The organism is Aeromonas sp. s3, from assembly GCF_040907805.1.
Classification (GTDB): Bacteria; Pseudomonadota; Gammaproteobacteria; order Enterobacterales; family Aeromonadaceae; genus Aeromonas; species Aeromonas dhakensis.
Genome location: NZ_JBFOCQ010000033.1, coordinates 43,059 through 57,617, shown reverse-complemented (window position 1 = coordinate 57,617; position 14,559 = coordinate 43,059). Strand labels below are relative to the sequence as shown.

At 62.1% G+C, this 14,559-nt stretch carries 12 protein-coding genes; 8 read left to right on the top strand and 4 right to left on the bottom strand.

Translation table 11 applies throughout. The features are described from left to right. Positions 1-139 precede the first annotated feature (139 nt). From ubiG to yfaE, 5 genes are all read left to right on the top strand, one after another. Positions 140-856 (top strand): bifunctional 2-polyprenyl-6-hydroxyphenol methylase/3-demethylubiquinol 3-O-methyltransferase UbiG, encoded by a 717-nt coding sequence (gene ubiG, locus AB5Y98_RS18575; protein WP_368232472.1) that lies wholly within the window; start codon positions 140-142, stop codon positions 854-856. Then, complete coding sequence (locus tag AB5Y98_RS18570; protein WP_368232470.1) at positions 856-1,542, top strand: HAD family hydrolase; 687 nt, start codon at positions 856-858, stop codon at positions 1,540-1,542. The genes ubiG and AB5Y98_RS18570 overlap by 1 nt, the downstream gene beginning before the upstream one ends. 647 nt (positions 1,543-2,189) lie before the next feature. Beyond that, positions 2,190-4,457: a class 1a ribonucleoside-diphosphate reductase subunit alpha gene (gene nrdA / locus AB5Y98_RS18565; RefSeq protein ID WP_010634045.1), complete on the top strand. Its 2,268-nt coding sequence runs from the start codon at positions 2,190-2,192 to the stop codon at positions 4,455-4,457. A 65-nt stretch (positions 4,458-4,522) separates the two neighbouring features. Beyond that, positions 4,523-5,656, top strand: a complete 1,134-nt coding sequence (gene nrdB, locus AB5Y98_RS18560; protein WP_010634046.1) for a class Ia ribonucleoside-diphosphate reductase subunit beta — start codon at positions 4,523-4,525, stop codon at positions 5,654-5,656. Further along, complete coding sequence (yfaE, locus tag AB5Y98_RS18555; protein WP_010634047.1) at positions 5,653-5,973, top strand: class I ribonucleotide reductase maintenance protein YfaE; 321 nt, start codon at positions 5,653-5,655, stop codon at positions 5,971-5,973. Before nrdB ends, yfaE begins: the two co-directional genes overlap by 4 nt. Before the next feature lie 113 nt (positions 5,974-6,086). Here the strand turns inward: yfaE and mltA are convergent, their stop codons facing one another. Next, positions 6,087-7,238 carry a murein transglycosylase A gene (mltA, locus tag AB5Y98_RS18550; protein WP_005300625.1) on the bottom strand — a complete coding sequence of 384 codons (1,152 nt, stop codon included), beginning with the start codon at positions 7,236-7,238 and terminating at the stop codon, positions 6,087-6,089. A gap of 150 nt (positions 7,239-7,388) precedes the next feature. On the opposite strand from mltA, the gene AB5Y98_RS18545 reads away from it, so the two are divergent. Then, positions 7,389-7,640: a DUF1289 domain-containing protein gene (locus tag AB5Y98_RS18545; protein WP_017780135.1), complete on the top strand. Its 252-nt coding sequence runs from the start codon at positions 7,389-7,391 to the stop codon at positions 7,638-7,640. 90 nt (positions 7,641-7,730) lie between these two features. On the opposite strand, the gene AB5Y98_RS18540 is transcribed toward AB5Y98_RS18545, so the two are convergent. Genes AB5Y98_RS18540 through fruB form a run of 3 tightly spaced genes read right to left on the bottom strand, consistent with a single transcriptional unit; the run spans position 7,731 to position 11,553 of the window. Next, a complete protein-coding gene (locus AB5Y98_RS18540; protein WP_368232468.1) occupies positions 7,731-9,467 on the bottom strand; it encodes a PTS fructose-like transporter subunit IIB in 1,737 nt (578 codons plus the stop codon). Beyond that, positions 9,464-10,453, bottom strand: coding sequence for a 1-phosphofructokinase (gene pfkB / locus AB5Y98_RS18535; protein ID WP_368232466.1), 990 nt, complete (start codon positions 10,451-10,453; stop codon positions 9,464-9,466). Before pfkB ends, AB5Y98_RS18540 begins: the two co-directional genes overlap by 4 nt. After that, positions 10,453-11,553, bottom strand: a complete 1,101-nt coding sequence (gene fruB / locus AB5Y98_RS18530) for a fused PTS fructose transporter subunit IIA/HPr protein (protein WP_368232464.1) — start codon at positions 11,551-11,553, stop codon at positions 10,453-10,455. Before fruB ends, pfkB begins: the two co-directional genes overlap by 1 nt. Positions 11,554-11,858: 305 nt before the next feature. Here fruB and cra point away from each other — a divergent pair, with 305 nt between their 5' ends. Together cra and AB5Y98_RS18520 are read left to right on the top strand one after the other, a co-directional pair. Then, positions 11,859-12,845, top strand: coding sequence for a catabolite repressor/activator (gene cra, locus AB5Y98_RS18525; protein WP_019838764.1), 987 nt, complete (start codon positions 11,859-11,861; stop codon positions 12,843-12,845). A gap of 306 nt (positions 12,846-13,151) precedes the next feature. Then, on the top strand, positions 13,152-14,345 hold the full coding sequence (locus AB5Y98_RS18520; RefSeq protein WP_017785303.1) for an aromatic amino acid transport family protein: 1,194 nt from the start codon (positions 13,152-13,154) through the stop codon (positions 14,343-14,345). Positions 14,346-14,559: the final 214 nt, after the last annotated feature.

Sequence of the window (14,559 nt, the reverse complement as noted above, 5' to 3'; positions counted from 1 at the left end):
CTGAGCCAAATACCTTAAGCCACAAATCGGGTATCAGATCGGGCTGGTGTGACAAAGTCCGTCCGTTATAATGCCCGCCAGGACAATAGATTGCGCCCATGACTCAGAAGCGGGCGCCCTGCCACAGGATCTTCGAAAAATGAACAGTGATGCCAATGTCGATCTGACAGAAATCGCCAAGTTTGAAGCCATCGCCTCCCGCTGGTGGGACATGGAGGGTGAATTCAAACCCCTGCATCAAATCAATCCGGTACGCCTTGACTGGATCACCGACAAAAGTGGCGGTCTGTTTGGCAAGCGCATTCTCGATATCGGATGTGGTGGCGGCATCCTCTCCGAGAGCATGGCCCGCCGTGGTGCCAAGGTCACCGGCATCGACATGGGCAAGGAGCCCCTCGGCGTCGCCCGCTTGCACGCCCTTGAGCAGGGTGTCGAGCTCGAATATCGCCAGATCACCGCCGAAGCCCATGCCTTGGAGGCCGCCGGCCAGTATGACGTGGTCACCTGCATGGAGATGCTGGAGCATGTACCGGACCCCGCCTCCGTGTTGCGCGCCATCGCCACCTTGGTGCGCCCGGGCGGTCGGGTGTTCGTCTCCACCATCAACCGCAACCCCAAATCCTATCTGATGATGATCATCGGGGCCGAATACCTGATGAAGATGGTGCCCAAGGGTACCCACGATCACAAAAAATTCATCACCCCGGCCGAACTGTGTCGCATGGGTGAAGCGGCTGGCCTGCTGGTGCGGGACATGAGCGGCGTCCACTACACCCCCCTCACCAACCAGTTCAAGCTCGGCAAGAATGTCGACGTCAACTATATGGTGGAGTTTGTCCGCCCGGAGCACGGTTGATGAGCGCCTCTCACCCTCTGCCCCTGCACGGTGTGCTGTTCGATCTGGACGGCACCCTGCTCGACACAGCCCCGGATCTGGGGGCCGCCGTCAACCATGTACTGATCAGCGAAGGCTTTGCGCCGCTCTCTGACGATATTATTCGTCAGACCACCTCCCACGGAGCGCTCGGGCTGCTGAAAGCGGGCCTCGGCGACGAACTGCTTGAAGAGCTGGGGGCCACCCGCCTGCGCAATGCCCTGCTCGACTACTACGCGGCCAATCTCTGCGTCGGTACCCGTCCCTATGAGGGAATGGTGGATCTTATCGAGTGGCTCGACGAGAAACAGCTCCCATGGGGCATAGTCACCAACAAGCCGGGCTTTCTCACCGAGCCACTGCTGGCAGCCCTGCCACAGCTTGCCAGCTGCGGCGTCACTGTCAGTGCCGACACCCTGCCGGTACGCAAGCCCGACCCCGCCCCCATGTTCTTTGCTTGTGAGAAGCTGGGGGTCGAAGCAGCTCACTGCCTCTATGTGGGGGATCATGTGCGGGATATCGAAGCGGGCCGCAACGCCGGCATGCGTACCGCCGTCGCCGGTTGGGGTTACCTCAATGACGACGAGGATCCCGCCCAGTGGGGCGCCGATCTTCACTTTGATACCGTGCAGGCTCTGCATCACTGGCTGCGCTACGAGCTGGATTAGCGGCCGCCGCCTGCCTGAGCAGTCGGGCAAGGCTGCCGTGGATACATATAGAAGTGGATGATCAGGGGGAGCTCCACGCCTGGGTTCTCTTGGATAACGCAGCAGGTGGATAACACAAGAGATGGATATCAGACGCAGCTTTGCGACCATCCCTTGAGCTGAGCGGTGAAAATGACGCCCATCTGGTCACTCGATCGGCAAAACGGAGGATCGGCAATTCATCCCCCGTTTTGCCGGTTTGACAAGCAGTGCGGCAGCGGGATCGGACACCTTTTGACCCTTGCTGCACAAGGGATAATCAGGCTGAATTTGCTAGTAAAAACACCCCGTTTTCGCAAGCAAAAAAAGTTATTTAAATTTTCCATGTTCGATCATCAGACTTGCATTTACCGGATCGGACGGATGAAAACCCGTTCGCTGTGAGCGTCCACTAACTCCATCGACAACACCCACAATTTATCCACAGCAATTGCCTTATCCACAGATTGCAAAGCCGGGCAGACCTCACTATCTTGTAGCTCGAATTCAAAATAACACTATATCTTGTGATTCATCGCACAATAGGTACCCACCTCCATCGCCCTTCCCGGGCCGGAGGCCAACGCCGTGCGATGGTTTTTCGGGAATCAACTAAAGGTCATCAGCCAATGAACTTGTTTGTGACGAAGCGTAACGGCCACAAAGAACCCATCGATCTGGATAAAATTCACCGCGTGCTCGACTGGGCTGCCGAGGGTCTCGACAACGTGTCGGTCTCCCAGGTGGAACTCAAGTCCCACATCCAGTTCTATGACGGCATCCGTACCGCCGATATCCACGAAACCGTCATCAAGGCCGCTGCTGACCTGATCTCCGAGCAAAGCCCGGACTACCAGTACATGGCCGCCCGTCTGGCCATCTTCCACCTGCGCAAGAAGGCCTACGGCCAGTTCGAGCCGCCCCACCTCTACCAGCACGTCGCCAAGCTGGTGGACATGGGCAAGTACGACAAGCACCTGCTGGAAGACTACAGCCAGGCCGAGTTCGAGGAGCTGAACACCCACCTCGACCACTGGCGCGACATGGACTTCTCCTACGCCGCGGTCAAGCAGCTGGAAGGCAAGTACCTGGTCCAGAACCGCGTCACCGGCGAAATTTACGAGAGCCCGCAGTTCCTCTACATCCTGGTAGCGGCCTGCCTCTTCTCCAAGTATCCGAAAGATACCCGTCTGGACTACATCAAGCGCTTCTATGATGCGGTCTCGACCTTCAAGATCTCGCTGCCGACTCCGATCATGAGCGGCGTGCGCACCCCGACCCGCCAGTTCAGCTCCTGCGTGCTGATCGAGTGCGACGACAGCCTGGATTCCATCAATGCTACCGCCAGCGCCATCGTGCGTTACGTGTCCCAGCGCGCCGGCATCGGCATCAACGCCGGTCGCATCCGGGGTCTGGGCAGCCCCATCCGTGGCGGTGAAGCCTTCCACACCGGCTGCATCCCCTTCTACAAGTACTTCCAGACTGCCGTGAAGTGCTGCTCCCAGGGCGGCGTGCGCGGCGGTGCGGCCACCCTGTTCTACCCGCTGTGGCACACCGAAGTTGAGAGCCTGCTGGTACTGAAGAACAACCGCGGCGTGGAAGAGAACCGGGTCCGTCACATGGACTACGGCGTGCAGATCAACAAGCTGATGTACCAGCGCCTGATCAAGGGCGGCGACATCACCCTGTTCTCCCCGTCCGATGCGCCGGGTTTGTACGATGCCTTCTTCGCAGACCAGGACAAGTTCGAAGAGCTCTACGTCAAGTACGAGCAGGATCCGAGCATTCGCAAGAAGACCCTCAAGGCGGTGGATCTCTTCTCCCTGATGATGCAGGAGCGCGCCGGCACCGGTCGCATCTACATCCAGAACGTGGACCACTGCAACACCCACAGCCCGTTCGATCCGAGCGTGGCGCCGGTGCGCCAGTCCAACCTCTGCCTCGAGATTGCGCTGCCCACCAAGCCGCTCAACAACGTGGATGACGAGGATGGCGAGATCGCCCTGTGCACCCTGTCGGCCTTCAACCTGGGCGCCATCGAGAAGCTGGAAGATCTGGAAGAGATGGCCGAGCTGGCCGTGCGCGCCCTGGATGCCCTGCTCGACTATCAGGACTACCCGCTCAAGGCCGCCAAAAAGGGCAGCATGAACCGTCGCACCCTGGGGATCGGCGTCATCAACTACGCCTACTACCTGGCGAAGAACGGTGCCCGCTACTCCGACGGTTCTGGTCTGGCGCTGACTCACCGCACCTTCGAGGCGATCCAGTACTACCTGCTGAAGGCATCCGTGCAGCTGGCCCGCGAGTTCGGCCCCTGCCCGGCCTTCAACGAAACCACCTATGCCCAGGGGATCCTGCCCATCGATACCTATAAAAAGGATCTGGACAACCTGTGCAACGAGCCGCTGCACCTGGACTGGGAAGCGCTGCGCGAGGAGATCCGCACCGTGGGTCTGCGCAACTCCACCCTGACCGCCCTGATGCCGAGCGAGACCTCCAGCCAGATCTCCAACGCCACCAACGGCATCGAGCCGCCGCGCGGCCTGGTCTCTGTCAAGGCCTCCAAGGACGGCATCCTCAAGCAGGTGGTGCCCGAGTATGACCGCCTGAAGGATCAATACGAACTGCTCTGGAAGCAACCGAGCGTCGATGGTTACCTGCAGCTGGTCGGTATCATGCAGAAGTTCGTGGATCAGGCGATCTCCGCCAACACCAACTATGATCCCGCCCGTTTCGAAGGCAACAAGGTACCGATGAAGCAGCTGCTCAAGGACTTGCTGACCGCCTACAAATACGGCCTCAAGACCCTGTACTATCACAACACCCGTGATGGTGCGGACGATGCCCAGACCGATCTGCAAGATGACGGTTGTGCCGGCGGCGCCTGCAAGATCTGATGAACCGGGCGGGAGCGACAAACTCCCGCCCTCCTGTTTCCCCTACTTCGCGATATTCGACAACCATGGCCTATTCAACTTTCTGCCAGACCCAAAACGACCAGCTCAAGGAGCCGATGTTCTTCGGCCAGTCGGTCAACGTGGCCCGATATGACCAGCAAAAACACGAAGTGTTCGAGCGCCTGATCGAGAAGCAGCTCTCCTTCTTCTGGCGCCCGGAAGAGGTGGACGTCTCCCACGACCGCATCGACTTCCAGGCCTTGCCGCCCCACGAGCAGCACATCTTCATCTCCAATCTGAAGTACCAGACCCTGCTGGACTCCATCCAGGGTCGCAGCCCCAACGTGGCGCTGCTGCCGCTGGTCTCCATTCCGGAGCTGGAAACCTGGATCGAGACCTGGGCCTTCTCGGAGACCATCCACTCGCGCTCCTACACCCATATCATCCGCAACATCGTCAACACCCCCGCCCAGGTGTTTGACGACATCGTCACCAACGAGCAGATCCTGAAGCGCGCCGGCTCCATCAGCCACTTCTACGACGATCTGATTGAAGCGACCGCGCTCTACCACCTGCACGGTGAAGGTACCCATCAGGTGGCCGGCCGCGAGGTGACCATCACATTGCGCGAGCTCAAGAAGAAGCTCTATCTGTGCCTGATGAGCGTCAACGCACTGGAAGCGATCCGCTTCTACGTCAGCTTCGCCTGCTCCTTCGCCTTCGCCGAGCGCGAGCTGATGGAGGGCAACGCCAAGATCATCAAGATGATCGCCCGCGACGAAGCGCTACACCTGACCGGTACCCAGCACATGCTGAACCTGATGCGCAGCGGCCAGGACGACCCCGAGATGGCCGAGATCGCCCGCGAGTGCGAGCAGGCCTGCTTCGATCTGTTCAAGGAAGCCGCCATCCAGGAGAAGGAGTGGGCCGAGTACCTGTTCCAGGACGGCTCCATGATCGGCCTGAACAAGGACATCCTCTGCCAGTACGTGGAGTACATCACCAACCTGCGGATGGCCGCCGTTGGCCTGCAACCGGCCTTTGCCGGCGCCAAGCAGAACCCGATCCCCTGGATCAACACCTGGCTCTCCTCCGACAACGTGCAGGTCGCCCCGCAGGAAGTGGAAGTGAGTTCCTACCTGGTGGGTCAGATCGACAGCGAAGTGAACGCCGAAGACCTGGGTGATTTCGAGCTGTGAGTGACGCCACCGGCACGCTGACCGAGCCCCTGCACACCGCCCCCGCCAAGAGCGAGACGGGCGCACCGCAGGTACACACCCGGGATGGCGTGCTGCACGCCCACCCCGGCGAGAGCGTGCTGGAGACCCTGGAGCGTCACGGTCATCACGTGGAGTTCCAGTGCCGCAGCGGTTATTGCGGTGCCTGCCGTACGCCGCTGCTGGCAGGCAAGGTGCACTATGCCGCCGTGCCGCTCGCCTTTGTCTCGCAGGGAGAGTGCCTGCCCTGCTGCTGCAAACCGGTGGGCGCCATCCGGCTCGACATCAAGAAGGGCTGAGACCCCCTCAGGTTCGCGTCAGCAAACAAAAAGCCACCGGATTGCTCCGGCGGCTTTTTTACATCCATCTCTATGCCTTCGGGCGGCTGATGCACAACCGCCCCCACAGGGCCTTACAGCCAGGGCGCGGCGGTCGGCCCATGGTGCAGACCCAGCTTCCAGACCCGGCCGAAGTGCTTGTAGTGACCGGCCGCGACACCGGCCTTCTCGCCCATGCCGTGGTAGAGGTCGAGGTGGCCCTTCTTCACCGCTCCGCCCACATCCAGCGCGATCAACAGCCGCAGCTGATGCTTGCCGGTCCAGTTACCCTCTTTGTCCAGCAGCGGTACTTCCGCCAGGATCGGCGTGCCCATCGGCAGCAGGGTCTTGTCAGCGGCCACCGCCGCCATCGGCAGCAGCGGAATGCCGGCGGCCCCGATCACGTCGTTGGTGGGGCGACGCTCGAAGAAGACATAGGAAGGGTTCTGCTCCACCAGCTCCTTGACGCTCTCCTCCGGCTGACGGTTAGCCCACTCCTTGATGGCCTTCATGGACATCTGCTCCCTGGGCACCTCGCCGCGATCGATCAGCACCCGGCCGATGCTGACGTAACCGTGACCGTTCTTGCCGCTGTAGCCCAGATACTGCAGCCTGTCGTCATCGCCATAGTGAACAAAGCCCGAGCCCTGCACGTCCATCAGGAAGTTGTCGATAAGAGACTTGCTGTAGCCCAGCTCCAGCCCGCGGTTGGCCAGCGCCCCCTGGTGGATCTGGGCCCGGGTCGGACAACGACTGCCGCAGTTGGGCATGGCGTAGATGGGGTACTTGTATTTCGCATCCGGGCGGTGGCGCACCTCCAGCACCGGCGAGTAGTAACCGGTGAACAGCACGTTGCCCATCCGATCCGAGCCCCCCAGCTGGGCCAGGCTGATGCCGTAGCGGGTAATGTCGGCGGGATTGCCGCCGTTCGCCACCCAGCGGGAGAGCTGATGATAGAGTTCGCCATAGCGGCGGGTCATCTTGCCGGAGCGCTCCAGCACCAACCTGCTCTGGGGGCCGAACTTGCTGTAGTCGGCGCGCACGCGGCTGTTGACGCGCTCAACCCGCACCAGATCGTCGGGCAGCATGCCGTCCAGATACTGCTTGCCCAGATTTTCCGGCACCTCGCAGTTGAGAAAACATCTGGCATCAGGTTTGTTTTTGGGCACCTGGGCTTGCTCAGAGTTGCCCGCACAACCGGCCAACCCCAGCACAGCGGCGGTCAGCCAGTACGCGTGTTTATTCATATGTCCTCATATAACACCAAGCGTCATGTTCGGCGGGGAAGATGCCAAATTTGCAGGGGGAAAGCAAACGCCTTCAAGCCTGCGACGACGGATTTCTCCAAAGGGGATCTTCTGGGTTATAACAAGGTAACAAGGTGTGAGGGGCCATGGATGGAACAGCTCGAGATCTTCCCGCTGCAGAGCCCCTGCATCGGGGTCTGTGAAGTGAACAACAAGGGCTACTGCAAGGGGTGCCTGCGCAGCCGCGAAGAGCGCTTCAACTGGCTTACCATGACCCCGGCTCAGCAGCAGGAGGTGATGCGCCTGTGCCGGGGCCGCAAGGCGCGGGTGGAGGCGGCCCGCCGCAAAGCGCTGGAGGCAGCCCAGAACGAACCGCAAGAGCAACCGGGTTGGGACTTCTAGTTTCCCCCTTCCTTTGATGAGCAACATAAAAAAGCGGTCCGCAGGCCGCTTTTCTTTTTGACACTATGAGATGTTGTCGGATGGCAAGGCTTATGCCGTGGCCAGCTTGGCCTGCTCTTCACCGCGCTTGAGCATGGCGTAAGCCACCCCGGTCAGCAGCGAGCCTGCCGCAATCGCCACGATATACATCATGACGTTGCTGATGGCGTTCGGGATAAACAGCACGAACAGACCGCCGTGGGGGGCCATCAGCTCGCAGCCGAACAGCATGGAGAGCGCACCGGTCAGCGCACCACCCGCCATGCAGGCCGGGATGACCCGCATCGGATCCTTGGCGGCAAACGGGATGGCCCCCTCGGAGATGAAGCACAGACCCAGCACGAAGGAGGCCTTGCCCGCTTCCTGCTCCGCCTTGATGAACTTGGTGCGGGCCAGGAAGGTGGCGATCCCCATCCCCAGTGCCGGCACCATGCCGGCGGCCATCACGGCTGCCATGGGAGCGTAGGTCTTGGAGGCCAGCAGGCCGACCCCGAAGGCGTAGGCTGCCTTGTTGACCGGGCCACCCATGTCGAAGCACATCATGGCACCGATGATGACACCCAGCAGCACGGCGTTGGCAGAGCCCATGTTGTTGAGGAACTCGGTCATGGCATTCATGATGCCGGCCACCGGGCCGCCCACCACGTAGATCATCACCAGACCGGTAAACAGGCTGGCAAACAGCGGAATGATCAGGATGGGCTTGAGCGCTTCCAGGGTCACCGGCAGGCGCACCTTGTCGCTCAGGTACTTGGCGCTGTAACCGGCCAGGAAACCGGCGACTATGCCGCCAAGGAAACCGGCACCCAGCGAGCTTGCCAGCATGCCCCCGATCATGCCGGGGGCGAGGCCCGGGCGGTCAGCGATGGAGTAGGCAATGTAGCCGGCCAGCACCGGGATCATCAGGGCAAAGGCGGAGCCGCCACCGATCTTCATCAGGGCCGCCGCCAGGGTGCCTTCCACCTTGAACGCCTCGATCCCGAACACGAACGAGAGCGCGATGATGAGGCCGCCCGCCACCACCATGGGCAGCATGAAAGAAACACCGGTCAGCAGGTGCTTGTAGGGGCCAGCTTTTTCCTCTTTCTTGGGTTGGCTGGCGCCGCTGTGACGATAGGTTTTCGCCTCGCTCCACGCCTTGTCGAGCTCGGCGCGGGTCTTCTTGAGCGCCGCGCCCGTGCTGGTGCGATAGACCGGCTTGCCGTCGAAACGGGCCATGTCCACCTCGATGTCGGTGGCGAGGAACACCAGATCGGCGGCTGCAATCTCCTCGGCAGTCAGGGCGTTCTGGGCACCGACCGAGCCTTGGGTTTCGACTCTGATCTGATGACCCAGCTGTTTGGCCATGGTCTCCAGCGCTTCTGCCGACATAAAGGTGTGAGCCACCCCGGTCGGACAGGCGGTCACCGCGACGATGCGTTTGCCAGCGGCGGCCGGTTTTGTGGCAGCATTGGCAACGGCGGAGACGGCTTGATGGCGATAGACGCTGGCGCCGCTGGCGGCGGCGTCCAGCAAGGCGGCCGGATCCTGCAGGGCGAGATCCATGCTGCCCTGATAGACCCGCTTGCCGTCATAGGCGGCGAGATCCACCGGGGCGCTGGCAACAACCAGCACCAGCTCGGCGGCGGCAATCTGCTCCTTGCTCGGCACCTGACGGGGCTGCACGCTGGAGCCGACGTCGAGGGTGAGCTCCCAGCCTGCCAGTTTGGCCTGCTGTTCTATCCGTTTTGCAGCGAGAAAGCTGGTGGCAATGCCCGCCGGGCAAGCCGTAACCAAGATTGCTTTCATTGGGCATCTCCTGAGTTTTCCATTGAGGGGGTATGGCATTGAACCGGTGCCAACGCATCCAGACGCTGTACGCGCACCTGTTCAAGCAAGGGGTTGAGCACACTGATATCGTCAAAGCCGACCGCCACCTGGCTGACCGCCAGCGCCGAGACGGCGGTGGCGAGGCGCAGGGTCTGCTCCGGCGTCCAGCCAAGGCTGAGACCATGGGCGAGACCGGCGACCAGGGAGTCACCGGCACCGACCGTGCTGACCACCTGCATGCGCGGCGGAATGGCCTGCCAGACGGCATCCGGTGCAAACCAGATGAGGCCGTCGGCGCCGTTGGAGATCACCACGTTGGGGATCCCGCTGGCCTGCAGCGCACGGGCACACTCGGCCTGCTCGCTCAGGGTCTTGACGGGGCGGCCGGCCCACTGGCCGAGCTCCTCCAGATTGGGTTTGACCAGGGTCGGCGCCGCCTTGATCCCTTCGCTTAACGCCGCGCCGCTGCAATCGAAGATCACCTGCTTGCCTTTGGCCTTGAGCAGGCGAATGAGGCGGGCACAGTAATCGGGGGCCACCCCTTTGGGCAGGCTGCCTGCCAGCACAAACCAGTCGGCGTGAGGGGCCAATTCGTCGATGGCCTGCTCCAACGCGCCCACTTCACCCTCATGGATGGTGAGCCCCGGCAGATTGAGATCGGTGACCCGGCCGGATTGCTCGGAGATCTTGACGTTGATGCGGGTGCTGCCCGCCACGCGCACGAAGTGATCGGCCAGGGCACGCTCCGTAAACAGGGAGACGAAGCTCTGCTGGTTATCGGCGCCAAGCCAGCCAGTGACGCCTACGTCGCGGCCCAAGTCCTTGAGCACCATGGCCACGTTGATGCCCTTGCCCGCCGCACGCAGGTTGGCCTCGTTCACCAGGTTCACCTCGCCCAGGCTCATCGCCTCCAGACGGGCGGTGAGATCGAGCGCCGGGTTGAGGGTGATGGTCACTATGTCCATCAGTGCGCCCCCTCGCCCAGACCGGCAGCAATGGCGGCGCCTATGCCCTTGAGGGCCGCTTCGGCATCAGCCCCTTCGGCGCGAAACGCCAGACGATGGCCACACTTGACGCCAAGGCCGATCACCTTCATCAGGCTCTTGGCGGAGACCGCCTCGCCGCTGCCATCCAGGTTCGCCACCCGAATGTCGGATTCATACTCCTTGGCCACCTTGACCAGCATGGCGCCCGGACGGGCGTGCAACCCGTGGGGGTTGATGATGGTGAAGGTTTCACTAAGACCGCTCGCCGGGCCCGCTTGCAGCATGGCCAGCCCCTCGCTACCAGCCAAGGTGGCGAGCTGACCGGCAGCCGCCAGCTTGGCCAGGTTGTCGAGCTGCGCCAGATGGCCGCTATCTGCGGCGCACAGCAGCAGCAGGGCGCTGACCGGCAGATCCCCTGCGTTCAGTGCAGTGCTAGGCGTGGCCAGCACCCAACCGGTCTGGGCAGCTTGCGCACGAGCAAGCCAGATCCCCTCGCCCAGGTAGGCGGGTTCACTTGCCAAGAGCGCGCTCACCATGGCGGCATCGCCCCAGCCGGCGGATTTGGCGCGGGCGGCGGCGCCCAGCAGCAGCTGATCGCGATCGTCTGCCGGGAAGTCGGCCAGGGCCAGGAACTGCACCTCTTTGGGCGCAGTCGCACCGGTCAGGATATTGATGATGGCGTCGGCATCGGTGGCCTCTTTGAGCTGGGCTGCCGCCTGCTCGTCACCCAGCACGTGGGTGAGCTGGCGCAAAATGCCCAGATGTTCGTCGGACTTGGCGGCGATGCCGATGGCGACGTAGGCGATCTGCCCCTCATCCCATTCGATGCCATTGGGGAACTGGGCCACCATGACGCCTGTGCTCTTCACCAGATGCCGGGTGTCGGTGGTGCCGTGGGGAATGGCGATGCCGCTGCCAAGATAGGTGGCGTGCTGCGCTTCACGGGCCAGCATGCCCTCCACGTACCCCGCCTCCACCAGACCGGCTTCGGTCAGTTTGCCTGCCAACAGGGCAATGGCTTCGGCCTTGGTCGCCACCGACTGCCCCAGCAGGATCTGCTGTCGCGCCAACTTCAACATAGAGATTCTCCATCAGGTGCCGGGCGGTCTGACCGTACCGGCGCATCAAACATAACCATTCGTGCCACTCGCCAGCTGACAATAGACCGGATTGCATCCCTTCGGGAGCCATGCCGGGTTTTTATGCCCGGCCATCGATTGTCTGCTGACAAGCTGAATCGTTTCACTTACACTCAGACTGAATCGTTTCAGCGAATTGATCAAGTACCCACAAAGAGTGCTTTGCAATGATATGATCCCGCGCACACTTTTCGGTGCCCTCACCAGGCAGTGCCCGTGGGCCTTGCAACTCAAACAGAGCCAACATGATGAAACTGGATGAAATCGCCGCCCTCGCCGGTGTCTCGCGCACCACGGCCAGCTATGTGATCAATGGCAAGGCCGACCAATACCGCATCAGCCAGGCTACCCGCGACAAGGTGATGGCGGTGGTCACCGCCCACAACTATCAGCCGGACAGCCGCGCCGCCTCCCTACGCGGTGGCCAGACCAGGACCCTGGGCTTTATCCTGCCCGACCTGGAGAACGCCAGTTACGCCAAGCTCGCCAAACGGCTGGAGCAAGGGGCGCGGGTACAGGGTTATCAGCTGCTGATCGTCTGCTCGGAAGATGACCCCGCCACCGAGAAGGAGCTGGCCGAGATGCTGGCCAGCCGCCACGTGGATGCGCTGCTGGTGGCCAGTTGCCTGCCGCCCGAAGATCCCTTCTACCTCGGCCTGCAGACGCGCGGCATCCAGGTGCTCGCCATCGACCGGGCCATGGCGGCCGACAAGTTCGTCACCGTCGCCAGCGAGAACCAGAAGGCGAGCTTTGATCTCACCGCCTCCCTGCTCTCGCCGGCAATCACGCACATCGCTTTGATCACCGCGCTGCCGGTGCTCACGATCAGCCGTGAACGCAAAGCGGGCTTCGAGCAGGCTGTTGCCAGCCACAGCACGGCTTGCCATCTGTGTGAAGGGGCCCACTTCTCCCGCGCCGAAGGCTATCGCCTGATCAAGACGCTGCATCAACAGCTCGGCCAGCTGCCCCAGGCACTGGTGGCCACCTCCTACATCCTGATGGAGGGGGTGCTCGACTATCTGCTTGAGCAGGAGACCGACATGAGCCGGCTCGCCATGGCCACCTTCGGCGATGATCGCCTGCTCGATTTCCTCCCCTTTGGCATCAACTCCCTCCCCCAGCAGCACGATGCCCTCGCCAGCCAGGCGCTGGAGCTGGCCCTCAAGGCGATTGGCGGCGAATATCAGTGCGGCCTCCACTATGTGAGCCGCACCCTCAAACGCCGCCGCTGATCCCCTCTCCATGGCGCGCCGCTGCGGCCCCCCCTCGCAGCGGCGCGTTTTTTCACCAGTCTAAAACCATATCTGTCATCATTTATTTCCACATATTCTGCCAACCCAGTACAAAATCCGCTTTTTCAGGCTTGTTTCCACCATTTTGATCCGTTAACTTGGCAACCAACTTTTACAACCACAGGCTTTTCGTAACGATGGGTTCACTCCGATATTGCTAGCCTCCGGTCTCGACCCCGGAGGCGCCTTGCCAACACCTCATATGCCTGCTGCGCACCGCGCAGTTTCTCGATTCGGATGGACACCATGAATACCAAAACCCTGGGATGTACCCTGTTGATTGCCGGCACCACCATAGGCGCCGGCATGCTGGCCCTGCCGCTGGCCTCTTCGTCGCTCGGCGGCCCCGCCACCCTGCTGCTGATGATCGGTCTCTGGGCCCTGATGGCCTTTACCGCCATGCTGCAGGTGGAAGCCAGCCTCAACACCGGCAAGTGGTACCTGCACCAGCTGGCGGATCACCTGCTCGGCCCCTGGGGCAAGCGCATCGCCTCCTTCTGCATCCTGATGCTGTTCTACTCGCTGGCCTCCGCCTACATCAGCGGCGGCAGCAGCCTGCTGGCTCAGGCGCTGGCCGATGCCGGCCTCCCCCTCAGTCAGGAGCAGGCGGCCTGGGCCTTTACCCTGCTGTTTGGCGGCATGGTCTGTGTCGGCACCAAGCAGGTGGATTACCTCAACCGGCTGATGTTCACCGTCAAGCTGGTGATCATGGTGGCGGTGCTGGCGCTGCTGTTGCCGCGCACCGAAGGGCAGCACCTGCTCTCCCTGCCGCTCGGTCAGGGGCTGTTGCTGGCGGGTCTGCCGGTCATCTTCACCTCGTTCGGCTTTCACGGCTCCATCCCAAGCGTGATGCTCTACCTGGGGGACTGCCCCAAGCAGCTGCGCCGGGTCTTCGTGTGGGGCTCTGCCCTGCCGCTCATCCTCTACGTGCTGTGGCAGGTCGCCATCCTGGGTTTGCTGGGTCAACAGGCCCTGCTCCAGAGCGGTGGCGCGCTGGACAGCCTGCTGGCTAACGTCGGCAAGCTGGTAAGCTGGCCCGCCTTCAACCAGGCCATGCACCTGTTTGCCGATCTGGCGCTGGCCACCTCCTTCCTCGGGGTGACCCTGGGGCTGTTTGACTTCATGGCCAAGGTGACCCGTCGCAAGGACAACTGGCAGGGCCGCACCCAAACCGGCCTCATCACCTTCGTGCCGCCCCTGCTGTTTGCCCTCTACTTCCCGCAGGGCTTCATCATGGCGCTCGGCTACGCCGCCATTGCGCTGGCGATACTGGCGGTACTGCTGCCGGTGGCCCTGGTGTGGCAGAGCCGCAAGCAGGCCGAGACGCACCACTACCGCGCCCCGGGTGGCGTGCTGGCCCTGGGCCTGGCCGGTGCCATGGGCGTGCTGATCGTCGGGGTGCAGGTGAGCGTCAGCATGGGACTGTTGCCGGCGCTCTAAGCCAGAGCCGGTATTAAATCCCCCAATGACAAGGCCCCGCCAACGGATGTTGACGGGGCCTTGTCATTTCCGCTGCGGCCATCGCAGTGGCGCCTTCTCCCCGCAACAGCCAGGGCACTTTCCAGGCTTGGGCTGAGCCACCACCAATACAGAAAAGCCCTGCCAGAGTGGCAGGGCTTTTTGCACTCTTCAGCGGGACAAGTCCGGGCCACAG